24 protein-coding genes are annotated in these 25,781 nt (G+C 63.0%); all 24 read left to right on the top strand.

Annotated features, from left to right (window positions below):
• The first annotated feature begins 2 nt into the window (after window positions 1-2).
• Complete coding sequence (locus D3M59_RS03830; RefSeq protein ID WP_119531730.1) at window positions 3-1,418, top strand: UDP-N-acetylmuramoyl-L-alanyl-D-glutamate--2,6-diaminopimelate ligase; 1,416 nt, start codon at window positions 3-5, stop codon at window positions 1,416-1,418.
• Complete coding sequence (locus tag D3M59_RS03825) at window positions 1,415-2,806, top strand: UDP-N-acetylmuramoyl-tripeptide--D-alanyl-D-alanine ligase (protein WP_119532859.1); 1,392 nt, start codon at window positions 1,415-1,417, stop codon at window positions 2,804-2,806. Before D3M59_RS03830 ends, D3M59_RS03825 begins: the two co-directional genes overlap by 4 nt.
• Entirely contained in the window at window positions 2,794-3,864 is a 1,071-nt protein-coding gene (gene mraY / locus D3M59_RS03820) for a phospho-N-acetylmuramoyl-pentapeptide-transferase (protein WP_119531728.1), read from the top strand. Before D3M59_RS03825 ends, mraY begins: the two co-directional genes overlap by 13 nt.
• Window positions 3,861-5,126 (top strand): UDP-N-acetylmuramoyl-L-alanine--D-glutamate ligase, encoded by a 1,266-nt coding sequence (gene murD, locus D3M59_RS03815; RefSeq protein WP_119531726.1) that lies wholly within the window; start codon window positions 3,861-3,863, stop codon window positions 5,124-5,126. The genes mraY and murD overlap by 4 nt, the downstream gene beginning before the upstream one ends.
• Entirely contained in the window at window positions 5,123-6,349 is a 1,227-nt protein-coding gene (locus tag D3M59_RS03810) for an FtsW/RodA/SpoVE family cell cycle protein (protein ID WP_119531724.1), read from the top strand. Before murD ends, D3M59_RS03810 begins: the two co-directional genes overlap by 4 nt.
• On the top strand, window positions 6,346-7,497 hold the full coding sequence (gene murG, locus D3M59_RS03805; protein WP_119531722.1) for an undecaprenyldiphospho-muramoylpentapeptide beta-N-acetylglucosaminyltransferase: 1,152 nt from the start codon (window positions 6,346-6,348) through the stop codon (window positions 7,495-7,497). The genes D3M59_RS03810 and murG overlap by 4 nt, the downstream gene beginning before the upstream one ends.
• Window positions 7,494-8,906, top strand: coding sequence for a UDP-N-acetylmuramate--L-alanine ligase (gene murC / locus D3M59_RS03800; protein WP_119531720.1), 1,413 nt, complete (start codon window positions 7,494-7,496; stop codon window positions 8,904-8,906). Before murG ends, murC begins: the two co-directional genes overlap by 4 nt.
• Entirely contained in the window at window positions 8,903-9,799 is an 897-nt protein-coding gene (gene murB / locus D3M59_RS03795; protein WP_119531718.1) for a UDP-N-acetylmuramate dehydrogenase, read from the top strand. Before murC ends, murB begins: the two co-directional genes overlap by 4 nt.
• Window positions 9,800-9,843: 44 nt before the next feature.
• Window positions 9,844-10,770: a D-alanine--D-alanine ligase gene (locus tag D3M59_RS03790; protein ID WP_233543172.1), complete on the top strand. Its 927-nt coding sequence runs from the start codon at window positions 9,844-9,846 to the stop codon at window positions 10,768-10,770.
• Between the two features lie 113 nt (window positions 10,771-10,883).
• Complete coding sequence (locus D3M59_RS03785) at window positions 10,884-11,651, top strand: cell division protein FtsQ/DivIB (protein ID WP_147416691.1); 768 nt, start codon at window positions 10,884-10,886, stop codon at window positions 11,649-11,651.
• A 9-nt stretch (window positions 11,652-11,660) separates the two neighbouring features.
• Complete coding sequence (gene ftsA / locus D3M59_RS03780) at window positions 11,661-12,917, top strand: cell division protein FtsA (RefSeq protein ID WP_119531712.1); 1,257 nt, start codon at window positions 11,661-11,663, stop codon at window positions 12,915-12,917.
• A gap of 585 nt (window positions 12,918-13,502) precedes the next feature.
• On the top strand, window positions 13,503-14,885 hold the full coding sequence (ftsZ, locus tag D3M59_RS03775; protein WP_119531710.1) for a cell division protein FtsZ: 1,383 nt from the start codon (window positions 13,503-13,505) through the stop codon (window positions 14,883-14,885).
• Window positions 14,886-14,989: 104 nt separating this feature from the next.
• Window positions 14,990-16,597 carry an SPOR domain-containing protein gene (locus D3M59_RS03770; RefSeq protein WP_158581940.1) on the top strand — a complete coding sequence of 536 codons (1,608 nt, stop codon included), beginning with the start codon at window positions 14,990-14,992 and terminating at the stop codon, window positions 16,595-16,597.
• Window positions 16,594-17,754, top strand: coding sequence for a deoxyguanosinetriphosphate triphosphohydrolase (locus D3M59_RS03765; protein ID WP_119531706.1), 1,161 nt, complete (start codon window positions 16,594-16,596; stop codon window positions 17,752-17,754). The genes D3M59_RS03770 and D3M59_RS03765 overlap by 4 nt, the downstream gene beginning before the upstream one ends.
• A gap of 71 nt (window positions 17,755-17,825) precedes the next feature.
• Window positions 17,826-18,353, top strand: a complete 528-nt coding sequence (locus D3M59_RS03760) for a D-Ala-D-Ala carboxypeptidase family metallohydrolase (RefSeq protein ID WP_119531704.1) — start codon at window positions 17,826-17,828, stop codon at window positions 18,351-18,353.
• Between the two features lie 93 nt (window positions 18,354-18,446).
• Window positions 18,447-20,177 (top strand): arginine--tRNA ligase, encoded by a 1,731-nt coding sequence (gene argS, locus D3M59_RS03755; RefSeq protein WP_119531702.1) that lies wholly within the window; start codon window positions 18,447-18,449, stop codon window positions 20,175-20,177.
• Window positions 20,178-20,924 carry an SPOR domain-containing protein gene (locus D3M59_RS03750; protein ID WP_119531700.1) on the top strand — a complete coding sequence of 249 codons (747 nt, stop codon included), beginning with the start codon at window positions 20,178-20,180 and terminating at the stop codon, window positions 20,922-20,924. It begins immediately after the preceding gene.
• Between the two features lie 79 nt (window positions 20,925-21,003).
• On the top strand, window positions 21,004-21,684 hold the full coding sequence (locus tag D3M59_RS03745) for an SPOR domain-containing protein (protein WP_119531698.1): 681 nt from the start codon (window positions 21,004-21,006) through the stop codon (window positions 21,682-21,684).
• Window positions 21,684-22,691, top strand: a complete 1,008-nt coding sequence (gene nagZ / locus D3M59_RS03740; protein ID WP_119531696.1) for a beta-N-acetylhexosaminidase — start codon at window positions 21,684-21,686, stop codon at window positions 22,689-22,691. The genes D3M59_RS03745 and nagZ overlap by 1 nt, the downstream gene beginning before the upstream one ends.
• Window positions 22,692-22,774: 83 nt before the next feature.
• Complete coding sequence (locus D3M59_RS03735; protein ID WP_233543123.1) at window positions 22,775-23,533, top strand: segregation and condensation protein A; 759 nt, start codon at window positions 22,775-22,777, stop codon at window positions 23,531-23,533.
• A 40-nt stretch (window positions 23,534-23,573) separates the two neighbouring features.
• Window positions 23,574-24,140 (top strand): SMC-Scp complex subunit ScpB, encoded by a 567-nt coding sequence (scpB, locus tag D3M59_RS03730; RefSeq protein ID WP_119531694.1) that lies wholly within the window; start codon window positions 23,574-23,576, stop codon window positions 24,138-24,140.
• 35 nt (window positions 24,141-24,175) lie between these two features.
• Window positions 24,176-24,436, top strand: coding sequence for a twin-arginine translocase TatA/TatE family subunit (locus D3M59_RS03725; protein ID WP_119531692.1), 261 nt, complete (start codon window positions 24,176-24,178; stop codon window positions 24,434-24,436).
• A gap of 15 nt (window positions 24,437-24,451) precedes the next feature.
• Window positions 24,452-24,838, top strand: coding sequence for a Sec-independent protein translocase subunit TatA/TatB (locus tag D3M59_RS03720; RefSeq protein ID WP_119531690.1), 387 nt, complete (start codon window positions 24,452-24,454; stop codon window positions 24,836-24,838).
• Window positions 24,835-25,680: a twin-arginine translocase subunit TatC gene (gene tatC, locus D3M59_RS03715; protein WP_119531688.1), complete on the top strand. Its 846-nt coding sequence runs from the start codon at window positions 24,835-24,837 to the stop codon at window positions 25,678-25,680. Before D3M59_RS03720 ends, tatC begins: the two co-directional genes overlap by 4 nt.
• Window positions 25,681-25,781: the final 101 nt, after the last annotated feature.

Here is a 25,781-nt window from a genome sequence, read left to right as displayed (position 1 = left end):
GAATGCTTTTGGGCGAGCTCGCCGGCATTGAGAATGATTCGGACGTCACCGGTTTCGCGCTGGACCACCGCAAGGTCGCGCGCGGCAATATCTTCGGTGCGTTCCGGGGCAGCCGTTTCAACGGCGAGGATTTCATTCCCGAGGCCGTGAAGCGCGGTGCGGCTGCGGTCGTCGCACGGCCCGAAGCAGTAGTCGAGGGCGCGATACATCTTGCCGCCGACGAGCCGCGCAAGCTGTTCGCCGAGCTGGCCGCGCGTTTCTTTGCCCCCTTTCCCGAGACGATCGTCGCCGTGACCGGCACCAACGGCAAAACGTCCACGGTTGAGCTGACTAGGCAGATTTGGCGCATGGCCGGGCATCGCTCCGCATCGATCGGCACATTGGGCGTCACCACCGCGGACGATCAGGTGAAGACAGGGCTAACGACGCCCGACATCGTCACGTTTCTGTCCAACATGGCGGGCCTCAAGCGAATGGGCATCAGCCATGTGGCGTACGAAGCCTCCAGTCATGGACTGGATCAGTATCGGGCCGAAGGCGTGCCCGTGAAGGCAGCGGCCTTCACCAATTTAAGCCGCGACCATCTCGACTATCATCCGAACATGGACGCTTATTTCGCAGCCAAGATGCGGCTGTTCGACGAGGTTGTCCAAGGGAATGGGACCGCAGTCGTCTGGACCGGCGATCCGAAATCCAAATCCGTCATCGAGCACGCGAAGCGGCGCGGATTGACGCTGGTGACGGTCGGGCCGGGTGCCGAGACCATTGAGCTGATATCCCGCCAGTCCACGCCGCTTGGCCAGCAGCTGCTGCTTCGGCACGACGGGAAGGAGCATGCACTCTCCCTTCCCCTCATCGGCGCCTATCAGATGAACAACGTGCTGACTGCGGCCGGGCTTGCCCTAGCGACCGGCGGCGACTGGGCGCCGACACTTTTGGCCATGGGTCGGGTATCTCCAGTTCGTGGCCGGCTCGAGCGGGCTGTGATCAGCCGGGCGGGCGCGCCGGTCTACGTTGATTATGCGCACACACCGGACGCTGTCGAAGCGGCGATCGCGGCGCTTCGACCGCACGTCGATGGCCGGCTCATCACGGTGCTCGGTGCCGGCGGCGACCGCGACGAGGGCAAACGGCCCGAAATGGGCGCAGTTGCTGCACGGCTCAGCGATGTGGTGATCGTCACGGACGACAATCCGCGTAGCGAGAATCCGACCACGATCCGCCGTGCCGTACTCGCCGGAGCGCCGGGCGCGCAGGAGATCGGCGACCGGCGCGAAGCCATTGCGGCGGCCGTCGCCATGGCGAAGGCGGGTGACATCGTATTGGTGGCCGGCAAGGGCCACGAACAGGGACAGATCATAGGAGACAGGGTGCTTCCGTTTGACGACGTGACCGTGGCGCGGGAATGCGCGGCATGACTGAAATGTTGTGGACTAGCGAAGAAATCGTGGCGGCGACCGGTGGCAGCGTGGCGGGCGGCAACTTTGCCGCCAGCGGGGTCACGTTCGATAGCCGTGAGGTCGAGGATGGCTGGCTGTTCGTCGCTATGCCGGGAACGGTCGCGGACGGTCATGACTTCGTCGCTAGGGCCTTTGCGGCAGGCGCGGTCGGGGCGCTGGTCAACCGGCCGGTGGACGGCCCCCACGTGCTGGTTGACGACGTCGCCGAAGCTCTCACCAAACTCGCCATCGCCGCCCGTCAGCGCATGACGGGCACCGTCATCGGCGTCACCGGGTCAGTCGGCAAGACATCCACCAAAGAAGCGCTGTTCGCGGCACTCGACCGCTACTCGCCGGGCACAGTCCATCGGTCCGTCAAAAGCTACAATAACCACACCGGCGTACCCCTTAGCCTTTCGCGAATGCCGCGCAGCAGCGAGTTCGCGGTGCTGGAAATGGGAATGAACCACGCGGGCGAGATCGCCAGCCTGACGCGGTTGGTGCGGCCGCATGTTGCGCTCATCACCACCATCGCGTCGGCGCATATAGAGCATCTGGGGTCGATGGAGGCCATCGCCGACGCGAAGGCGGAGATCTTCGAAGGACTGGAGCCCGAGGGCGTTGCTATCGTGCCGGAAGACACGCCCTACCGCGACCGGCTGGTGAAGGCTGCGCGGCGTCATGCGGAGCGGATCGTGACTTTCGGCGGTGGCGAGGCCGACGTCACGGCCATCCATGCGGTCAAGTCCGACAATGGCGGGAGCCTGGTTACCGCTCGCCTGCTGGAGAGTGAACTAACCTACACCATCGCCCAGCGCGGCGACCATTGGGTGACCAATTCACTGGCGGTGCTTGCAGCAGTCGAAGCGGTCGGTGCCGACCTCGCCGTCGCCGGCCTAGCCTTAGCGGATATGGGCGGGCTGAAGGGGCGCGGCGAGCGGCACCGGCTGCCGGCCCACGGTGGCCAATATTTGCTGATCGATGAAAGTTACAACGCCAACCCGGCGTCGATGGCGGCGACGCTCAAGTCGCTGGGCGAGGAGCGGGACGCCGTCCGGCGAATCGCCGTGCTCGGCCCGATGCGAGAGCTTGGTGACAAAGCCGACGAACTTCACGCGGCGCTGGCCCCGGCGGTGGTGGCGGCCGATGTCGACCAGCTTATCCTGGTGGGCGCCGACATGCGCCCGCTGGAAGATGCGCTGGACGGTGACGTGATCGTCGACCGTGCTGAAGATGCCGACGAAGCGGCGGCGCTGTTGGCGAAGATCGTCGAGCCGGGCGACGCGGTGCTGGTCAAGGCATCGAACAGCATTGGGCTTGCCAAACTGGTCGAGCGCATGGTGAGGGAACCGGCATGCTCTATCTGATTGCCGAGCAGCTCGGATTCCCGGGCATTCTGAACCTCATTCGCTACATCAGCTTTCGAGCAGGCGCGGCGACAGCGACTGCCCTGCTCATCGGGCTGCTGCTCGGGCCGTCCTTCATCCGCTGGCTTCGCGCCAAGCAGGGCAAGGGTCAGCCGATCCGAGCAGACGGGCCGCAAAGCCATCTCGCAAAGCGCGGCACCCCAACGATGGGCGGCTTACTCATCCTCATATCCGTCGCGGTGTCGGTCCTCCTGTGGATGGACCTAAAAAACCCTTACGTGTGGGCCTGTCTGCTGGTCACGGGCGGGTTCGGCCTGATCGGTTTCCTCGACGACTATGACAAGGTGAAGAAGGCACACCATGCCGGCCTGTCAGGGAAGATGCGGCTGTTTCTGGAATTCGCCATCGCGGGCTTCGCGACCTGGCTGATGGTGCGGATGAGCGGGACCCAGCTTTACTTGCCCTTCGTGCAGGGGGCGGTCATCGATCTTGGCTGGTTCTACATCGCGTTTGGGGCGTTCGTGATCGTCGCGTTCGGTAATGCCGTGAATTTGACCGACGGGCTGGACGGCCTGGCGACCATGCCGGTGATTATCGCTGCAGTCGCGTTCACGCTGATCGCCTACTTGGTAGGCAACGCGGTCTATGCGGAGTATCTCGGTATACCGCTGGTGAAGGGCGCCGGTGACCTCACTGTGCTGCTGTTGGCGGTCGTTGGTGCCGGCCTTGCATTCCTGTGGTTCAATGCGCCGCCGGCGGCGGTGTTCATGGGCGATACGGGCAGCCTCGCATTAGGCGGCGCCCTCGGTGCAGTTGCCGTCGCGACTCACCATGAATTTGTGCTGGCGATCATCGGCGGCCTGTTCGTGCTGGAGGCCGTCAGCGTCATCATCCAAGTCTTCTGGTTCAAGCGCTACGGCAAGCGCATCTTCAAGATGGCGCCGATCCACCATCATTTCGAGCATCTCGGCTGGAGCGAACCGACGGTGGTGATCCGCTTCTGGATCATAAGCTTCATCCTGGCGCTGGCCGGTCTGTCGACCCTAAAGCTGAGGTGATCACGGCAAGGGCCTTCGCCGATAAACATTATGCCGTCCTTGGTTTAGCGCGCAGCGGCCTGGCGACAGTCGAGGCGTTGCTGGCGAGCGACGCCAGGGTGACAGCCTGGGACGACAACGAAGTAGCCCTCGCCGAGGCGCCTGCGGGTGTCGAGCTTCGCAACTTTGTCGGCGGCGACTTATCCGCATTCGACAGCATCGTCGTCACGCCGGGCCTTCCGCTCAATCGTCACCCGATCGCAATCGACGCGAAGACGGCAGGCGTGGAGATCATCGGCGATATCGAACTCTTTGCGCGAGCGCGGCCCGAACTTCCGGTGCACAAAGTGGTGGGGATTACCGGCACTAACGGCAAGTCGACGACGACCGCGCTAGTCCATCACATCCTCAAGACCGCGCGCGTGCCAACGACGATGGGCGGCAACATTGGCCAGCCAATTTTGGCGCAGGACCCGCTGCCGGACGGTGGAGTCTACGTGCTTGAGTTGTCGAGCTATCAGATTGACCTGACCAACTCCCTTAATTGCGATGTTGCGGTGTTGCTCAACATCACGCCCGACCATCTTGATCGGTATGAGAGCTTCGAGGCGTACGAGGCGTCGAAGGCGCGACTCCTTGAAATGCAATCGGGAAAGAGCCTTGGCTTTGTTGGGCAGAGCTTATTCAATCGCCTTGCTCTTCAACGTGGCACGAACGCCATTCCGCATATTCAGCCGGATCGTCAGCAATCGTGGCCCGCGCTTCTTGGGCCTCACAATGCCGAAAATGCCTCAGCCGCCATCCAGATTTGTATCGAGCTCGATCTGACACCGGAGCAGATCGAACGCGGGCTCCGCACCTATACCGGCCTTCCTCACCGCATGGAGCGAGTCCGCGAAATGGACGGAATCCTGTACGTCAACGACAGCAAGGCCACTAATGCGGAAGCCGCTGCGCCGGCGTTGGCGGCCTATCCTAGGGTGCGGTGGATTGTCGGGGGCCAGGCCAAAGGGAAGACGCTGGGCGATACGGCCAACCACCTACAGAATGTCGTGAAGGCTTACACTATCGGCGAGTCAGGGCCGATGTTTGCCCGCCTGTTACGCGATGCCGGTGTCGAGGTCGAGGAATGCGAAGCGCTTGAAAATGCGGTGAAACGCGCCACTGAGGATTCACAATCGGGCGAGACTGTCTTACTCTCGCCGGCAAGCGCCTCGTTCGACCAATTCAGGGACTTCGAAGCGCGCGGGGACCGGTTCAAGGAACTGGTGGAGGGGCTATGAATACGGCGACGATCACCGGCAGGATCAAGGCTAGCGCGGCGTTGGTCGACCCGAACCGCTATGGTCGGTCCGACCGCTCGGCGATGGGTCGTTGGTTCTGGGAAATCGACCGGGTCCTGTTGCTCCTGCTTGCGGTCCTAATTGGGTTCGGCCTGATCGCGGTCGCCGCCGCCTCGCCTGCCGCCGCGCACCGCTATTCGGGCGGCTCGGTTCGGTTCGACGAGCTTCACTATTTCTACCGCCAGATCGCGTGGATCGCGATTTCCATGCCCGTCATGATCGCCATCTCCATGCAGCCGCGCGACCCATTGCGGCGGCTGTCGGTGATCGGTGCGCTGGTCTGCACAGTCGCACTGGCGCTGGTACCGGTGCTGGGCGAGGAAGTGAATGGCGCCCGGCGCTGGCTGAACCTTGGCGTCGGCCAGTTCCAGCCGTCCGAATTCCTGAAGCCCTTCTTCGTCGTTTCGATGGCATGGCTGCTGAGCCTTCGCGAGACCGACAAGTCCCTGCCGATTTTCAGCCTCTCGGCGATCCTGTTGGGCATCGTCGCCATCCTGCTGATGCGTCAACCGGACTTCGGGTCGACTATCATCTTCGGTTGTGTGTGGATCGCGATGCTCGCCATCGCGGGTCTCAACCTTCGCATTCTGGTCGGGCTGGGCATCGCGGGGATGATCGGCGTCATCCTTGCCTATTTCTTCTATGACGTAGCGACAGCGCGCATCGACGGCTTCCTCTTCGGCGAAGGCGACAATTTTCAGGTGGAGAATGCGCTGCGTACGCTTACGGCCGGCGGGCTATTCGGCATGGGGCCGGGCGGTGGCACGCGCAAGTTCGGGCTGCCCGAGGCGCAGACCGATTACATCTTCTCCGTCATTGGTGAGGAGTTCGGTCTGATCGCGTGCATGGCGGTCGCTCTCCTCTATCTCGCCATCATCGCGCGCGTATTGATCAAGCTGCTCGATGAGGAGAATAGTTTCGCAATCCTTGCCGCTGCGGGCCTCGTCATCCAGTTCGGGCTGCAGGCGCTGATCAACATGGCGGTCAATGTGCAGATCGCGCCGTCGAAGGGAATGACGCTGCCGTTCATCAGTTATGGCGGTTCGTCCATGCTCGCGCTGTCAATCGCCATGGGATTGCTGCTCGCCTTCACGCGGCGAAACCCCTATCTGACCCGCTCGCCCTATGTGGTGAAATGGGGCGGGGAGAGCATCAAGGCATGAATATTACCCTCGCCGCCGGGGGCACCGGCGGGCATATGGTTCCGGCTCACGCGCTTGCCGCCGAGCTGAAGGCCCGCGGGCACGGCGTTATGCTGATTACCGACGATCGTGGTGCGAAGATCCCTGGCCTGTTCGAGGATGTGCCGACCCATATTCTGCCCGCCGGACGGCTGGGTGGTGGCCCGATCGGCATGCTGAAAGCCGTTCGTTCGGTGCTTCAGGGACGGCGTCGGGCGAAGGCGCTGTATCGCGATTTCACGCCGGACGCGGTCGTGGGGTTTGGCGGTTATCCCGCATTTCCGGCGCTGCTTGCGGCAAGTTCGATGAAAATTCCGACGATCCTACATGAGCAGAATGCGGTGTTGGGGCGGGTCAACCGCTGGGTCGCGGGCGACGCTGCAGCTATCGCGACCGCTTATGCGGAGGTTGACCGACTTAAAGCCACCTATCGCGGCAAGGTCGAACTGGTCGGCAACCCGGTGCGCGAAAGCGTCGCGCGGCTGGGCACCATGCCGTTCCCGGAGTTCGACGATACCGCGCCGCTGAAAATCCTTGTCACCGGCGGAAGTCAGGGGGCGACGGTGTTGGGCAAGGTCGTGCCGGACGCGCTCGGCAAGCTGCCGCCGAAGCTGCGTCACCGCCTGCAAGTGGTACAGCAATGCCGCGCCGACGATATTGAGACCGTGCGGGCGCGATATGCGGCGCTCAATATCCCGGCGGAACTGCTGACCTATATCGAGGACATGCCCGAGCGGTTGGGCGAAACGCATCTCGTCATTGCTCGGGCCGGGGCGTCGACAATCGCCGAACTAACCGCCGCGGGGCGCCCCGCGATTCTCGTTCCGCTGCCAACCGCGACTGACGATCACCAAACTGCAAACGCCCGGGAAATGGCTAAGGCGGGTGGTGCCCGGATGATCATGCAGGATGAGTTCACACCCGAAACGCTGAGCGCTCAGATCGCCGTAATTGCCGGTGACGCACAGGCGCTTTCCAACGCGGCAGAGCGGGCGCTGTCCGTCGGTCGGCCCCACGCGACCAGCGACCTTGCAGACCTTGTCGAGCGAGTGGCGGGCGGCGCATCGCCCCTGTTGGTCGGAAGGGTCGAGACTGCGCAGCCTTCGCTTGCGATGGGGGCGCCGGCATGAAGGCAATGGGCACCGAGATCGGGACGATCCATTTCGTCGGCATAGGCGGCATTGGTATGTCCGGCATCGCCGAAGTGATGCATCACCTGGGCTACAAAGTGCAGGGGAGCGACCAGGCCGAGGGTTATGTCGTCGAGGGTCTGCGCAAGCGCGGCATCCCGGTCGCCATCGGGCACTCGGCGGAAAACCTGGGTGACGCGCGGGTTGTCGTCTGCTCGACCGCCATTTCGCGCGGGAACCCTGAAGTGGAGGCGGCAATCGAACGACGCTTGCCGCTCGTGCGGCGCGCGGAAATGCTTGCAGAATTGATGCGCATGCAGTCAACGGTCGCGGTCGCCGGTACGCACGGCAAGACGACAACAACCTCGATGATTGCCGCGATGCTCGATGCTGGCGGGATCGATCCGACCGTCATTAACGGCGGCGTAATCAACGCCTATGGATCCAACGCCCGCCTGGGCAAGTCAGACTGGATGGTGGTCGAGGCCGACGAGAGCGACGGCAGCTTCCTCCGGCTGGACGGGACGATCGCGGTCGTCACCAACATCGATCCCGAGCACCTTGAACATTACGGCACGTTTGATGCCGTGAAGGACGCCTTCGTCGAATTTGTCGAGAATGTGCCCTTCTACGGTCTCGCCGTGATGTGCGTAGATCATCCGGAAGTGCAGGGCGTTTTGAGCCGCATCCGCGATAGGCGTGTCGTGACCTATGGCACATCGGCGTTGGCCGACCTTCGCGCGGAGAACATCGAGGCGGTGAATGGCGGCAGCCGTTTCGATGTCTCGGTGCGCGAGGCGGATGGCGGGCGGCGAGTAATCGAGGGCGTGTTCGTTCCCATGCCTGGACGACACAATGTGCTGAACGCCCTGGCCGCAGTCGCGGTTGGGCTCGAATTCAAGATGGACGACGCGGTCATTGCGAAAGGTTTTGAGCGCTTTTCCGGCGTGAAGCGACGTTTCACCCGCGTCGGTGAAATTGATGGTGCCGCGGTGATTGACGATTACGCCCACCATCCGGTCGAAATCCGGGCGGTGCTCGGCGCTGCGCGCGAGGCCGCGGACGAGCGGGTCATCGCGGTGGTCCAACCGCACCGCTACAGCCGCCTGCAGAATTTGATGGAAGACTTCCAGAACGCCTTCAACGACGCCGATGTCGTGTTCGTCGCGCCGGTCTATGCGGCGGGCGAACGGCCAATCGAGGGTGTGGATGCTACGGCCTTGGCGGAAGGCCTTCGGGCCCACGGGCATCGCATGGTAAAGACCGTCGACAGCGCCCAAGATCTTGCCGCCAATCTGCGCGATCTTGCAGGAGAGGGCGACCTGATCGTTTGCATGGGTGCTGGCGACATCACGAAATGGGCCGCTGGCCTTTCTGATGGAATCGCGAAGGCGAGGAAATCAAAGTGAGCGACGCGGTGACCCTTCCCGCCGCTCGCGGCAAGCTGCAATCAAATGCGCCCTTGGCGCCACTCGTTTGGTTCAAGTCTGGAGGGAGCGCCGAATGGCTGTTCGAGCCGGCGGATGCGGCCGATCTGTCCGATTTCCTGAAGAATCTCGACCCGTTGGTGCCGGTCATGGGCCTTGGACTCGGCAGTAACATGATCGTTCGCGATGGCGGCGTGCCCGGCGTCGTCGTCCGGCTTGGCAAGGCCTTCGCCAAGGTCACTAAGCTCGACTCTACGACGATCGAGTGTGGCGGAGGGGCGAGCGGGATCTTGGTATCCTCGACGGCACGTGACGCTGGGATCGGCGGGCTTGAGTTCCTCCGTTCCATCCCGGGAACGGTAGGGGGTTTTGTCCGTATGAACGGCGGCGCCTACGGTCGCGAGACGAGCGACATCCTGATTGGCTGCGAAGTTGTTTTGCGGTCCGGGCAGCGGAAATTCCTTGGCCCACAGGATCTCAACTACAGTTATCGACACAGCGAGTTGCCGGAGCAGGCAATCGTCATCGGCGCGACGTTCCGAGGTCATGTCGACGATCCTGCGGCCATCCAGGCGGAAATGGATCGCATCGCTCAGAGCCGCGAGGAATCGCAGCCGCTCCGCAGCCGGACCGGCGGATCGACCTTCAAGAATCCGCCGGGGCACAAGGCGTGGGCGCTGGTCGATGCGGCCGGGTGCCGTGGGCTCAGGATCGGCGACGCGCAAGTGTCGGAGAAGCATTGCAATTTCCTGCTGAACCTCGGTAACGCTAGCAGCAGCGACATCGAGGAACTGGGCGAGGAAGTCCGGCGCCGAGTGCAGGACAAGACCAACATCACCCTTGAATGGGAAATCCAACGGATCGGAGTGGCTTAAGCGTGTCAGGCGAGCTCGACAGGAACCTCAACATCGTCGTGCTGATGGGCGGCTGGTCGTCCGAACGGCCGGTGTCGCTGATGAGTGGGGAAGGCGTCGTCAACGCGCTGCGTGAGCGTGGCTTCGTCAATGTCACGCCCGTCGACATGGATCGCAACGTTGCCGAAGTGCTCGCGGCCATCCGCCCGGATATCGTCTTCAATGCGCTGCACGGAACGCCGGGTGAGGACGGGACTGTGCAAGGCCTGCTCGACCTGATGCAGATTCCGTATACTCATTCGGGCACGACGACCTCAGCTGTCGCAATCGACAAAGAGCTGACTAAGGCGGTCCTGGTGCCGCACGGTGTCCGCATGCCGCGCGGCAAGGTGGTCGAAAGCCGAACGTTGTACGAAGGCGATCCAATGGCGCGGCCATTCGTACTCAAACCGGTCAACGAGGGTTCGTCGGTTGGCGTTGCGATCGTCACTGACGAGGGCAATTACGGGCATCCGATCAGCGCAAAGGCCGAAGGGCCATGGCAGCATTTCGACCGCCTGCTGGCCGAGCCGTTCATTCGCGGGCGTGAACTGACGGTCGCGGTTCTTGGCGACGAAGCACTGTGCGTGACCGAGCTGAAGCCCAAGGCTGGCTTCTACGACTTCGACGCAAAATACACCGATGGGCTAACCGAACACGTGTGTCCCGCCGACGTGCCGGCCAACATTGCGCAGGAAATGATGGACATGGCACTGGCAGCACATCGGCTTCTCGGCTGCAAGGGCGCGTCGCGTTCCGACTTCCGGTGGGACGACACGCAGGGCGAGGCAGGCGTCTACCTCCTCGAAGTGAACACACAGCCCGGGATGACGCCGCTGAGCTTGGTCCCCGAGCAGGCGCGTCAGAAGGGCATCGGCTACGGCGAGCTCGTCGAGCGGATTATCGCTGAAGCGCTGGCCGAGAAGGCGCTCGAAGACGTGAGGAGCGGGTGATCGCGGCGCACGTCCGGCGGGGAACGTCGGGCCGTTCGCGACCCAAGAAGGCGCCCTCGCGCGGTTCTGTCAGCAAGAAACTAGCAGCCCGACTTCCGGTCGAGGAAGCGCAGGTGAGCCGTCTTGCGGCCTGGGGGTTCGGGGCATTCGTGCTGTCCATCGCGGGTGTGGCCCTCGTCGCGCTTGATGTTCCGGCAAAGGTTGGCTTGGCCGCAGGGGAGGCAGTCGGTGAGGCAGGCTTCCGAGTGAAGAGCGTGGATGTGCAGGGCATCCGCCAAATGGACCCCAAACCGGTTTATGCCATCGCGCTCGATCAGCAGACGACCGCCATGCCGCTGGTCGACGTCAGCGCCATTCGCAAGCGGTTGCTTGACTACGGCTGGGTCAAGGATGCGCGTGTTTCGCGTCGCTTTCCCGACACGCTGGTCATCGACATTGTCGAGCGGAAGCCTGCCGCATTGTGGCAGGACGATAATCGCCTGTCCCTGATCGATGCGGAGGGCGTTGTGCTCGATCGTGTTCCCGTAAGCCGGATGCCGGATTTACCGCTGCTTATCGGAAAGGGCGCGAACGCTCAGGCAGTTCCCCTCGACCGCTTGCTGGAAAAGACGCCCGCGCTGAAGGCACAGTTGGTGTCCGCCAATTGGGTCGGCGGGCGTCGTTGGGACTTGTCGTTCCAGTCAGGCGAAACCGTGTTGCTGCCGGAAGGCGATGCCGCCGCGACATCGGCACTGGTCAAGTTCGCAAAAATGGATAAGTCGGCAGGCTTGCTTGGCCGCGGCATCCTCCGTTTCGACCTGCGCATCCCTGGAAAGATGACGGTCCGTTTGCCACGCGAACCCGGCGAGGCAATCGTTCCCGAACCCGTTTCCGAAAGCTGATATCCACCAATGGCCGCCGCTTCCGACCAGCCCCTCATTGCCGCGCTCGACATTGGATCGTCGAAGGTCAGCGCGCTCATCGTTACGCGCGACGCAGACGGCCGCCTACGGGTGCTCGGCACGGGGCAACGGGAGAGCCGAGGCGTCAAACGCGGATACGTCACCGACATGGAAGCCAGCGAGGTCGCGGTGCGCGAAGCCGTCGAAATCGCCGAGCGGATTTCCGGTGTGACCATCGACGATGTCTGGGCAAGCTTTGCGGCCGGCGGGCTGGTAAGCGATGTGGCGAATGTCGAAGTGGAGCTTGGCGGGCACCAGGTCGAACAGTCCGACATCAATGAACTGCTTGCGGCCGGCAAGGGTGCCATCGATCGCAACGGACAGGTTGTGCTCCACGCGCATCCTGCCCTTTACACAATAGATGGAGTTGAAGGTGTGTCCCACCCCATTGGGCTGCACGCTGACCGGTTGGGTGTCGACATTCACGTAGTCGCGGCCGATCCGGCCCCCTTGCGCAACATCGATTACGTCATCCGCTCCGCTCACCTCGGTGTGAAGGCGATTGTGGCGGCGCCGGTTGCGGCGGCCCTGTCGTGCCTGACGGTTGAAGAGCGCGAACTTGGCGTGGCGCTAGTCGAGCTCGGGGCGGAGGTGACCAACGTCTCGCTTCACGCCGGCGGTATGCTTGTCGGGCTACGTTCGATCCCGCAGGGCGCTAAAGACGTCACCGACGACATCGCTTGCGCCTTTGGGGTCCAGCGCCGCGAGGCGGAGAGGATGAAGTGCCGCTACGGTTCCGCCATGACCAGTCCGCGCGACAATCATGAAATGATCGAGGCCGCCCCGATCGGCAGTGAAGATGGGGCGGAACCGCTGCGCATCACTCATGCCCAACTCATCACCGTTATCCGCCAGCGCACGGAACAGATCACCAATGAGATCGAGGCCGCGTTGAAGAGCCTCGGTTTCTCCGGGCCGGTCGGTCGCCAGGTCGTCCTGACCGGGGGCGGCGCGGAACTTAAGAACATTGCCGACTATATGCAGGGAGTACTTGGTCGCTCTGTCCGCGTGGGCCGCCCGAAAGCCATCACCGGCTTGCCAGAAGCGCACAGCGGCCCGGCCTTCTCAACCTTGGTCGGTCTCGCCATGCTCGCGGGCAGCGGAACCGGCGATATCCGCGATCTTGCGCTGAGTTCGGCTAAGGAAAAGAAGCAGGCAACCGGAATGCTGGGACGGCTGGTTTCAGCCATGAAGGGCGGATTCTAGCTGCCCTAAGGGGTAAGGTGACGATGCACGGTTGAGCTGGGGTGCGCGCCGTGGGCGCCGCAGCGCATTAAAGCGCGGAGTTTGGGTCTTGGCGGCACCGAGTTCGGGCTGGCCGCTTGGGTATTCGTATCGATTTTCGGTCCCGTGCAGCTCCTGGTCGGGTGGTTGTGCGACCGCTTCAATGTGTGTCTGCTCATGACGCTGGCCGGGTGATGGAGCGGCTTCAAGAATGCGGTCGGCAACAGTTTTTGGGAGGCTTCGGGCCGGTTATGGCGCGATGATGGTCGATCGCACCGGCTATGACCGCGCCTTCTCCGTCGCGACCATGGTAGCTATTTTCGGCGGGTTTTGTTGGCTGGGGCGTCATCCCCGCAACCCGGCAAGTAAAGCCCGCCGATTATTAACCTTAACAACTAGTCGTTTCGGCGACGACTGTTCCATTTTGAATCATGGTGAGTCTGCGCGGCCACAAAGCCCGTCTTTTTTCACAGTTGTTAACTTTTTCGCTTGGCAGCGGAGTCACAATGATTCAAAGATTCCTCCAACAGATTCAACGCGCCCGCGCGACAGGGGAGGGGTTCATCCATGAGCATTGATTTCATCCGGCCGGAAGTCGACGAGCTTCGCCCGAGGATCAGTGTCATCGGCGTCGGGGGCGCGGGCGGAAACGCCATCGCTAACATGATTCGCTCGGACGTTCAGGGTGTCGAATTCCTGGTCGCCAACACTGATGCGCAGGCGTTGAATGCGTCGGCCGCCGACCAGCGGATCCAGCTAGGCCTCAAGATCACCCAGGGCCTCGGCGCGGGCAGCCGTCCGGAAATAGGCCGCGCCGCCGCCGAAGAAACGATCGAGGAAATCGAGCGCTCGCTGGAAGGAGCGCACATGTGTTTTATCGCCGCTGGCATGGGTGGCGGCACAGGTACCGGTGCCGCGCCGGTGATCGCGAAGGCAGCGCGTGATAAGGGCATCCTGACCGTCGGCGTCGTTACCAAGCCGTTCGCCTTCGAGGGAACCCGCCGCGGTCGTTCGGCAGATGCGGGCATCGAAGAGTTGCAGAAGCATGTCGATACGCTGATCGTCATCCCGAACCAGAACCTGTTTCGCCTCGCCACATCGGAAACGACCTTCAAGGAAGCGTTCGAGATGGCGGACGAGGTGCTCCAGCAAGGTGTGCGCGGAATCACCGACCTGATGGTCATGCCCGGCCTTATCAACCTCGATTTTGCCGACGTCCGCTCGGTTATGGGCGAGATGGGCAAGGCGATGATGGGAACCGGCGAAGCGTCGGGCGACAATCGTGCAATCGAAGCCGCCGAAAAGGCGATCTCGAATCCGCTGCTCGACGGCGTCAGCATGAAGGGCGCGAAGGGCGTCATCATTTCGATCACCGGCGGCGAGGACATGCGCCTTATGGAGGTCGACGAAGCGGCCAGTCACATCAAGGAGCTGGTGGATCCGGACGCCAACATCATCTGGGGCAGCGCTTTCAACAACAGCCTGGACGGCAAGATCCGCGTTTCGGTCGTTGCCACCGGTATCGAAGCTGAGGTTGCCGCGCAGCCGACGCAAGGCAAGGTGTTTACATTCCCAACTACGACGCGTCCGGCCGCCGTTGCTCCCGCGCCGTCGTCCGCTCCTGAGCCGAAGGCCGAGATCGTCGACGACGAGCCGCTCGACCTGACCGACGAGGCTGGCGATGAACTGCTGCTCGATAGCGAGGATATTCTTGCTGATCCGGTCATTGGAACGCCGATTGCCCCCCCGGCCGACGAAGACGATCTGGCGGCGACGGGCACCACCGGCGCTCCGCAACAGGTTGCTCGTGAAAGTGGCACCTTGTTCGAGCGCATGTCGAACATTGCCCGCGGCGCAGCCCAGGCGAAGGTCGAGGATGAGCCGGCCCCCGGTTTCCGCCGCGAGCCGCTGGATATCCCGCGCTTCCTCAATCGCCAGAATAATCAGTAAAGCGTGTTAGGCTGGCGCCCGGCTCGTCGCCGGGCAGCCACGTCCCGTCGCTAGGGACTTTTCAGCAAGCTTTGAGCAAGCTTCCGTCAGGCATGGGGAGGGCCATGCTGAATAAGGGTTTGTTGTCGGCGCACCGGATTGCGGTCGCGCTGCTTGCATCGACGACGATTATGGCCACGCCGGTCGTCGCGCAGCAGGTTGTCCGCGAAGCGCCCGAATCTGCGCTCGCGAGGCACATCCGCGTGCTTGCGGCCAATCCGCGCGACTTCAACGCATTGATCGGTGCCGGTCACGCTGCGCTGGAGCTTGCCGACCTTCAAGCCGCGGCAGGCTTTTTCGGCCGTGCCGAGGAAGCCAACCCGAATGCGCCGGCCGCGAAAGCGGGCCTCGGTGCGGCGATGGCCCACATGGGCGATGCCGATGGCGCAATCTTCTATTTCAATCAGGCCGCACGTCTTGGCGCCCAGCCGATGACGATGGCGCTGGAGCGCGGTTTGGCCCGCGACCTCGCCGGCGATCTTGGCGGCGCGCAAGCGGACTACCGCCTGGCAATTTCTTCCTTGGGTTCGGACGAGGCGCGACGCCGTTTGGCGCTGAGCCTGGCCATCGCGCGGAATCGGAACGCCGCCCTAGACGCGCTGCAGCCGCTGTTGAATCGCCGCGACCAAGCCGCGCAGCGAACCCGTGCGTTCGTGCTCGCTTTGGTGGGAGACCAGGCAGGGGCCGCGCAGGCGATCGAGGCAGTTATGCCGGGGGGATCCGCACGCTTCGCTCCCTTCTTCCGTTTCCTTCCGAATTTGAGCATCGGCGAGAAGGCCGCTGCGGTTCACCTCGGTATATTCCCGGAAGATGCGGAAGGGCGAGTTGCGGCCGCGCAGCAGCAGGCAGCAACGCAGCAGGTTGCCGCGGTCGCGCCCCCGCGCCCAACGCCGGTTGCAACCGCCCCCGTCAAGGTCGCATCCGTTTCACCGAATGTGGCGAATCCCACGTCCGCTTTACCATCTTTTAGCCTCCCGTCGGCAAGTGGCGCCACGTCGACGGGAATTACTCGGGCGCCTGGTCCGCAACAGTCGACAGCCTCCGCCGCCGAGCCAGTCAAGCTTGTCTCGAACAAGCCGCAGGAAGCGGCACCTGCGCCGTCCTTCTCGCTGTCGGATGTGAAGCCCTCGACTGACGAGAGCAATTTGAGCGGGATCGACAAGCTCCTTGCGACCATTGCGGAAGCGCCGCCAGCCCCGAAGCCAAAGGTCGAAACTACGATCGCCGCGGATCGCGATGGAGATGTCAAGGCCGCCCGCGCTTCAAAGTCAGCCAGCGACAAGAAAGCTGCCGCGAGACGGCTGGCTGACAAGAAGGCGGCGGAAGAAAAGAAGAAGCGCGAGGAAAAGCTTGCCGCCGAGAAAAAGGCAAGGGAAGAAGCCGCTAGGCTCGGCGTCACGGGTACGAACTGGATTCAGCTCGCGGGTGGGTCAAACAAAGACCGTATGGCGGTCGAATATAAGAAGCTTAGCTCTAAAGCCGGTTCACTCTTAAAGTCGCGCACTGCCTACGTTACCGAGGGCAAGGAGTATTTCCGCCTCCTTGTCGGGCCCTTCGACAGCAAGGGTGAAGCCCAGGCGTTGGTCAACAAGCTTGCCAAGGAAGGCGTCGACGGCTTTAGCTGGACACGAACTCCGGCCCAGATCAAGATCGAGAAACTTCCCGCCAAATGATCCTTCCCAAGGCTCTTGCCGCCGACCCGTCGAGATCGCGCGGCCGGGCCTTTGCGGAGGATGATCGGGGGCCGCGCGGGCCCCGCGATGCTTTTCAGCGTGACCGTGACCGGATTGTCCACTCGGTCGCCTTCCGCCGTCTGCGCCATAAGACGCAGGTCTTCGTCGCACCCGACGGCGATCATTTCCGGGTTCGCCTCACCCATTCGATCGAGGTTGCGCAAATCGGCCGCACCATGGCGCGCGCGCTGGGTCTCAACGAAGACCTAACCGAGGCCCTCTGCCTCGCGCATGACCTCGGCCACCCGCCTTTCGGCCATGGGGGTGAGGATGCGCTGCAGGCCAGCCTCGCTGATGCCGGCGGCTTCGACCATAATGCCCATACGCTTCGGCTCGTGACCTGCCTCGAAAACCCGTACCCCGGATTCGACGGCTTGAATCTAAGTTGGGAAACGCTCGAAGGTCTCGCCAAGCATAATGGGCCGCTGGGCGATCGTACTTGGGCGATGGAGGAAGCGAACGCCGCATTCGATTTGCAACTCGACAGCTGGCCTAGCCTTGAGGCCCAGGTCGCGGCCATCGCCGATGACATTGCGTACGACAACCATGACATCGATGATGGCCTCAGATCGGGCATCCTGGGACTGGACGCGCTTCTGGAACTGCCACTCGTGGCTAGGCTGTGGGCGGAAATCGAGCATCGCCATCCCGTCCTCGACCAAACGCGAAAGCTGAAGGCTTTGGTTCGCGACGGAATCGGCGCGATGGTGGGTGACGTCCTCGAGGAAACGCGCCGGCGCATTGCCCAAAGTGGAGTGGAGACGATTGACGACATCCGTTTGGCGGGCCGGCAGCTTGCAGGGTTTTCCAGCGCGATGCAAAAGGAGGAGCGTGGGCTGAAGCGCCATCTTTATGCGAATCTCTACGACAGCGACGAACTGCGGCCGATCCGGATGGAAGCGCAGCGGATCGTTGGCGATCTTGCGCGCTGCTACCGTGAGAACCCGGAATATCTTCCTGCCGGATGGCGCCGTGGCGAAGGTGAAGTGGCGCGCCTTCGGGGCGTTGGGGATTTCATCGCTGGTATGACCGATCGCTTCGCGATCGCCCGCCACGAAGCGCTGATCGGACCAGTGCATCTTCCGGAGAAATTCTAAGGCCACGCTCGCATTTTGCCTCGTGCGTTAAATTTATGTTATCTGTATTCCGACTCTTCGGGGGCAGAGACATGTTGAAAGCGGCGGGCGCAGCAATATTCCTCATCACCGCGCAAGCGGCGTTTGCCGCGGGCACTGACTTCGGCGTCCGGACGGTGGGTGGCAACGAATTTTACTCGAAGCAGGTGCAGCCTACTCCGGGCTTCCTCTCTGTTCCCCAAGCTTCGCCAAGTCTCGTTAACATGACCTCAATCCGCGACCTCGGAGGACGCTGGGGCCGTGTAACGAGCACCTATCGAAGCCCCGCGCACAACAAGCGTGTAGGCGGCGTCGCCAATAGTTACCACATGGCCAATCGCGCCATCGACATCGCTCGGCGGCCTGGTGTCAGCCACTGGCAGATCGCGGCCGCCTACCGCGCCGCCGGTTACAATCTCATTGAATCGCTGGACGAAGGCGATCACAGCCATTTCGCGTTCGGCCGCCCCGGCGAATATAAGCGTCGCTCGACCGCGCCGCGCCCGCAAATGGTCCTCGCCAAGACTGGCGAAGTCACCGAATGGCGGATCGTCTATGTCGGCTCGGCCGGGGGCAACTGACGTCGCTACGATCAAAATCCGGAAAGGGTGACGAGCGGCGCAGCATGGGCTAGAGGCGCGCTCAAATTAACCCATCCCAACCGGTGAACCGCATTGTCCCTTTACGCCCGCTATTCCGCGCTGCTCGACGGCGTTCTCGATGAACTGGTTGCCGAAGGCCATTTGCCCACGCATGCTAACCGCAAGCCCGTGGCGGTGGAGCCGCCGCGCGATGCTGCGCACGGCGATCTTGCCACCAATGCGGCGATGGTTCTGGCAAAGACGGCGGGCACCAATCCGAGCGCTCTGGCCGCGCTAATCGCGCCGAAGCTTGAAGCACTGCCCACGGTGACCTCGGTCGAGACTGCTGGTCCGGGATTCATCAACATCCGCCTGGTAGAAGACAGCTGGCGTGACGAACTCGTTACTATTCTCGGGGAAAGCGAGCGCTACGGCTTGTCGTCGATCGGAAAGAACGAGCGGGTGAACGTGGAATATGTGTCGGCCAACCCGACCGGCCCGATGCACATGGGCCATTGCCGCGGCGCGGTGGTTGGCGATGCACTGGCCCGGCTGCTAGAGGCCGCGGGGTTCCGGGTTACCAAGGAGTATTACGTCAACGATGCCGGTTCGCAGGTCGACACGCTCGCTCGCTCCGCGCACCTGCGGTACCGCGAGGCCCTGGGCGAGGACATTGGTGAGATCCCGGAAGGTCTTTATCCCGGCGACTATCTAAAGCCAGTGGGTGCCTCGCTCGCGGCTGAGTTTGGCGACAGGTTCGTCGGCCAGTCGGAAAGCGAATGGCTGGGCCTGTTCAAGCAGAAGGCTGTCGCGGCCATGATCGAGTTGATCAAGCACGACCTAGCCCTGCTGGGAATCCACCACGACATCTTTGCATCCGAGGCAGAGCTTCAGGCTTCGGGGGGCGTCGAGGCGGCACTGCAGACGCTACGCGCTAAGGGACTTGTCTACGAGGGCGTGCTGGAAGCCCCGAAGGGCGAAACGCCTGACGATTGGGAACCGGTCGAGCTGACGTTGTTCAAGTCGACCGAGTTCGGGGATGACCAGGACCGTCCGATGAAGAAGTCGAACGGAAGCTGGACGTATTTCGGCGCCGACGCGGCCTATCACCTTCAAAAGGCCCAGAAAGCCGACCATCTGGTGAATATCTGGGGCGCCGACCATGCGGGGACGGTCAAGCGGGTGCAAGCGGCGGTCAAGGCGCTCACCGATGGCCGTGTCGACTTGGATGTCAAGATCATTCAGATGGTCAAGCTTCTGCGCTCAGGCGAGCCGGTCAAGATGTCGAAGCGGGCCGGTAACTTCGTCACGCTAGCCGATGTCGTGCGCGAAGTCGGCAAGGACGTCGTCCGTTTCATGATGCTGACCAAGCGGACGGATTCAATGCTCGACTTCGACTTCGCAAGGGTGGTCGAGGCGTCGAAGGACAATCCGGTGTTCTACGTCCAGTACGCCCATGCGCGGATTTGCTCGTTGCAGCGGAAGGCGGCGGAAATCGGCGTTTCGCTGGACAGCAAGGCGGACCTATCGCTCCTCGACGGCGAGGAACTCGCACTGGTCAAGCTGGCGGCCCAATATCCGCGAACGGTTGAGGCCGCGGCGATGGCGCATGAGCCGCATCGGATCGCTTTTTACCTATACGAGCTCGCGGCCGCGCTCCATGCGCAGTGGAACCGTGGCAATGACGACACAGATCGCCGCTTTCTCATTGAATCCAAGCCGGAATTAACCCGCGCGCGGCTGGAACTGGCTCGCGGAATCGGGCAAGTTATCCGCAACGGCCTGAACCTGATGGGGGTGGAGGCTGCCGAGGAGATGCGATGAATGGCTGAGGCGGGGGCGATTAGGGCCGGTGACCGGCTTCCTTGGCTTGAACCCTATCGTCCGCCGTCGCGCAAGCCGTCGAACCGCAAGTCGGGCCTTGCGGCGACGATCGGCGTCGCCGGCTTGATAGGTATCTCGGCGGTCCTCACCTCGAGCGTCGCGCCGCCGTCCGAGGGACAAGCGCCGGCGACGCATATCGTGTTGCCTCCACCGTCGACCATGCAACCGCAACCGGCCGCGCCGGTGCTGACCACAAAGCCGCAGCCCGTGGTCAGCGAAAGCGCGGCGGCTACGACCACCCAAGCAACTACTACGTGGTCCCGGCCAGTGGCACGCCGGCAGATCAAGGCGGAGCCGACGCGCAACGCCTATGGCGAGGTCGTTCAGGAGCAAGCTGATGCGACTGCAATGGCCGTGACCGAAATCAGTCCCGAGGCGCTGGCCATCGCCGCGCTGCCGGCACCGCCCGCCGATCCTCCGCGTCCGGCGGTCAATCCGTCGGCACAGGTGGTTCGTGGCAAGACTGTGCAGCTGGGCGTATTTAAGTCGGCTCGGCAGGCGGAAATCGCGTGGAGGAGCGCGATCCGCGATTACACCTACCTGGTGACCATGCCGAAAAGCATCGAGCCAATCCGCATCCGGTCGAAGCGCTATTACCGGCTGCAGCTGGGGACGCCGTCTAAGACCCATGCTCGCCAGCTGTGCGGGAATTTGAAGCAGATCGGGCGCGCCTGCACCGTCGCCTGACCGTCAAAATTTGTGACGCGGCCCTCGCATCCTGGCGGGGCCGCATTAGGATGCCGCCCATTTTGGAGGGGTCGAAGGTATGAGTGACGGACGCGCCTATGACGATCAGGCCTTGCCCTGGCTCGAGGCGGTCGATGACGAGGATGGCCCGCGTGGCGTTTCGGCCCGCAAGATGCTGGTCGCGCTGGCCATGGTGCTTGCAGCGGGGGCAATCGTTGCAGGCACGATGTTCTGGCTGGGCCGCCGCGACCCCGTCGTTACGGGTGCGCCCGAGCTAATCAAGGCTGACCCGCGGCCCTACAAAGTCAGACCGACCGATCCCGGCGGGCTCGACGTGACCGGTGACAGCGAGACCGCCTATTCGACCAGCGCGGGCGAGGATCCGGACGCGGCGCTGGACGTCGGCAAGATGTCGGACGACATGAGGCCGCTGCCCGAACCAGTCGAAGGAGCGCCGCCGCCGAAGAAGATTCCGCCAAGTGAGACGAAGGAACCGGCGCCGGACGATGCGGCGCCTGCCGGGCCGTCGGGTCCAACCATCCAGCTGGGCGCCTATGCGTCGACAGTAAAGGCGGATACGGCGTGGAGCCTGCTTTCAGGGCGTTTCCCTGAGGTTGCTTCGCTAAAGAAGGTAGTGGTCTCCGCGACTGTCAAGGGTAAGCCTTTCTATCGCCTGCGCGCGGTCGGGTCGTCCGACCAGACGCGGGCCGCCTGCTCCGCGCTCCGCGCGGCAGGCGAAAGTTGCCTGGTCGTCAACTGATGCAGGCCGCGATCTACGGGCTGGCGGGCACCAAGCTGACCGCCGACGAAGCGTCTTTTTTCCGCGACGCCCATGCGGCAGGCTATATTTTGTTCCGGCGAAATATTGTGGACAGACTGCAGTTGCGGCGGCTGACCGATAGCCTCCGAGAGATTGAAGGGCATGACGAAGTCCCCATCTTGATCGACCAAGAAGGTGGACGGGTGGCGCGGATGCGACCGCCGGAATGGCCAGCCTTCCCGTCAGGCGAGGCGTTTGACAGGCTGTACCGACTGGCTCCATCTAGCGCGATCGAGGCTGCACGGGTCAATGCCCGGGCGCTGGGGCTGATGTTGCATGAGGTCGGCGTCAACATCGATTGTCTCCCGATGCTGGATGTCCGCCAGCCGGGTGCGAACGACATTGTCGGTGATCGCGCGCTTGGTTCCGAACCGATGCAGGTCGCGTCACTGGGCAAAGCAATTCTCGATGGGCTGGCGTCCGCGGGGGCGTTGGGTGTTATCAAACATATACCGGGCCATGGTCGCGCGCTGGCCGACAGCCACCTGGAATTACCGGTCGTTGACGCCGGCGAAGAGGAACTTGCGATCGACGTCGAGCCATTCGAGCGGTTGCGGGATGCAGCGATGGGGATGACTTCTCACCTGCTCTATACGACGTGGGACGCCGAGCGACCTGCGTCGCAAAGCCCGATCGTCATCAACGACATCATCCGGCAGCGGATCGGCTTCGAAGGCTTCCTGATGTCCGACGATATCTGCATGGAAGCGCTGGCCGGCGACCATGGCCAGCGGGCTGCGGCTTGCGTCCACGCGGGATGCGATGTCGCGCTGCATTGCGATGGAACGCTGGAAAATATGCTGCTGGTCGCCAATGCCGTTCCGGATCTGTCGCCGGAAGGATCGGCGCGGCTTGCGCGGGCAATGGCGACGCGGTTCACCCCCGACGACGAGATGGATTTTGCCGAGGCCGTCGCGAAGAGGGATGCGCTGCTGGCACTGGTCTAGCCCGTCGACACTGGCGCCGGCCGACGACGCAATCCTGTTGCGTCGTTGGATCGCTTCGCTACGCTCGCACTGACGAGGATCGAGTGGACCAGCAGCAGTTCTTTCAGGCATCGGTGCGCGACGACGAAGCGCTGACGCTAAGCCTCGACGGGTGGGAAGGGCCGCTCGACTTACTGCTCAACTTAGCGCGGGCGCAGAAAGTCGACCTCCACCAAATTTCTATCCTGGCGCTGGTCGAGCAATATCTAGCCTACCTTGAGCAGGCCAAGGCGCTGCGGCTGGAGATTGCTGCCGATTACTTAGTGATGGCAGCTTGGCTTGCCTATCTGAAAAGCTGCCTGTTGCTGCCCAAGGACCCGACCGTCGATCCGTCGCCCGAGGAACTTGCACTTCGCCTGCAGCAGCGGCTGCAGCGGCTCGACGCGATGCGAGACGCCGGCGCGCGGCTGATGGGCCGCGACCGCATGGGCCGCGACGTGTTTGCGCGGGGTGCGCACGAGGGGCTGCGGCTGGTTCGGAAGTCGGCATGGCAGGCCACCGCCTATGATCTTTATGCCGCCTATGGCCGAGTGCGCGCTCGGACCCAGCCGGCGCTGCACGTTGTCGCCCACCGGGCGGTCATGACGCTGGAAGATGCCATCCAGCGCGTGTCGGCACTGATCGGGCAGGCGCTGGACTGGACAACGCTGGAGGCCTTCCTGCCGGTGACGGCCGATCCGGCGTTTCGCCGATCCGCACTGGCGAGCAGCTTTGTCGCGGCGCTGGAACTGGCGCGCCAGGGGCGGCTGGAAATTGAGCAGGAAGAACCTTTCGGCGACCTAATGGTCCGGAGCGCAGCCTGATGGTAATCATAGTTCAAAGTTTGGCGGGAATGCTTCCCTGATGGACGATTTCGTTCGCGCCGTCGAAGCGGCGGTATTTGCGTCCGCCGAGCCGCTCGCGATCGACGGAATTGCAGCCTATGCCGGCGAGGGCGACGTCGCGGCCGCACTCGCGGACCTTGCAGAACACTATGCCGGGCACGGTGTCGAATTGGTTGAACGGGGCGGCCGCTGGCATTTCCAGACGGCGCCCGATCTGGCGCATATCCTTCGCCGGACGCGCGAGGACCCGCGCCGCCTTTCACGCGCCGCGACCGAGACGCTGGCAATCATCGCCTATCATGAGCCCGTCAGCCGGGCGCAGATCGAGGCCATTCGCGGCGTCCAGATTTCGAAGGGCACACTAGACGTTCTGATGGAAGCGGGCTGGGTGCGCACTGCGGGGCGCCGGGAATCGCCGGGGCGACCGCTACTCTATGCGACGGCACCGGACTTCTTGACTCATTTCGGCTTGGGCTCGCGGCGCGACTTGCCGGGCATCGACGACCTGAAGGCGGCGGGGCTGCTCGACCCGCTGGATGAAGAGACGTTGCAGCTTCAACTGGAAAGTGACGGGGATGAGGACTAAGTAGGCTCTCAAAGTCCCCTTACCGGAGTTTCCAAATGGGCGGTTTCAGCCTCTGGCATATCCTGATTTTTGCGGTCATCGTGCTGCTGCTGTTCGGTGGTAATCGATTCTCGACGATGATGGGGGACGTTGCGAAGGGCCTGAAAAGCTTCAAGCAGGGAATGGCCGACGACGAGGACAAGTCGCGAAGCCAAGATCCGCGCCAGCTTCCCCCGCAGCAGCCCATCGACGTTACGCCGCGCGCCAGCGATCCCGTTACGCCCTCGCCGCCGCCGAGCGACCAGAACCCGCGCTAGGAAATTTCCAGCGCCATGTTCGGCGTCGACACTTCCGAACTGATCGTTGTCGCGGTGGTTGCCCTGTTATTCATCGGGCCTCAGGAACTCCCGCGCGTGATGATGAAGATCGGCCGCTGGGTTGGCCGGGTACGCGGCTATGCGCGCCATTTCACCGCCGGGATCGAGAATGTCATCCGCGAGGCAGAACTGGAGGAAATGGAAAAAAAATGGCGAGAGGAGAACCAGCGTATCCTCGCCCAATATCCCGCCGATCGTCATTATCCGGACCCGCCCGCTGCGCAGCGGGCGGCGCCGGTCATGACATCACCGCCGCCGGACGCGGAACCGACCCTGCCGCTAGAAGCACCGGCCGCGCCTGATGACGATCCGACGCCGCCGTCGGCGCGGCCCCTGCCATGATTAGGGACATCGACGACAGCAAGGCGCCCTTGCTGGAGCATCTGATTGAGCTTCGCCGCCGCCTGCTGTGGTGCGTGGCGGCGTTGATGGCGGCCTTCTTCGCCTGCCTCTATTTTGCCAAGCCGATCTTTGCTGTGCTGGTGCAACCGCTGCTGGCGGCGGGCCAGGGAAAGCTGATCTACACGGACATTTTTGAAGCGTTTTTCGTCGAGGTGAAGGTCGCCTTCTTCGCGGCCATGATGGTCAGCTTTCCGGTGCTGGCGACCCAGATCTGGCGGTTCGTGGCGCCCGGTCTCTACAAGGCCGAGAAGAAGGCATTCTTGCCCTTCCTGGTCATGACGCCCTTTTTCTTCGCGGCGGGGGCGTCCTTCGCTTATTTCATCGCAATGCCCTGGGCGTTGAAGTTCCTGCTGGGGTTTGAAGGAAATGTCGGCGGCGTGACGCAGGAAGCGTTGCCTGCGATTGGCAATTACCTGAACTTCGTCACCCGGTTCCTATTCGGGTTCGGTGTCGCCTTCCTGTTGCCGGTGTTGTTGATGGTGCTGGAGCGGGCGGGTGTCGTCACCCGCGAGCAACTGGCCAGTTCGCGCCGATACGCGATCGTGGCGTCAGCGGGCGTATCGGCGGTACTGACACCACCAGACGTGGTGTCGATGCTGCTGATGCTTGTGCCGCTGTATGCGCTTTACGAGTTTGCGATTCTGGCGATCCGCGTCACGCATTGGCGCGCCTCGCGCCGTGCCGTCTCAAATCCCGATGCTGTCATCGAAGAGCCCCGGACGAATGTGGGCCCGGAAACGCCACCGGGGGGGGGGAGGGTTGGCGGTTCCGGGCCCATTTAATCGGATAGCGAGAGCGGGGGGGCAAAAGGTCACTATCCGAACTGTAGAACGCCTGCTTTTCGAAACCGGTTCCGCTTAATTTGAAAAAAATCGAACACTTC

The organism is Sphingomonas edaphi (assembly GCF_003583725.1).
In the GTDB taxonomy this organism is placed as follows: domain Bacteria; phylum Pseudomonadota; class Alphaproteobacteria; order Sphingomonadales; family Sphingomonadaceae; genus Sphingomicrobium; species Sphingomicrobium edaphi.
This window is presented reverse-complemented; position numbering and strand designations above follow the sequence as displayed.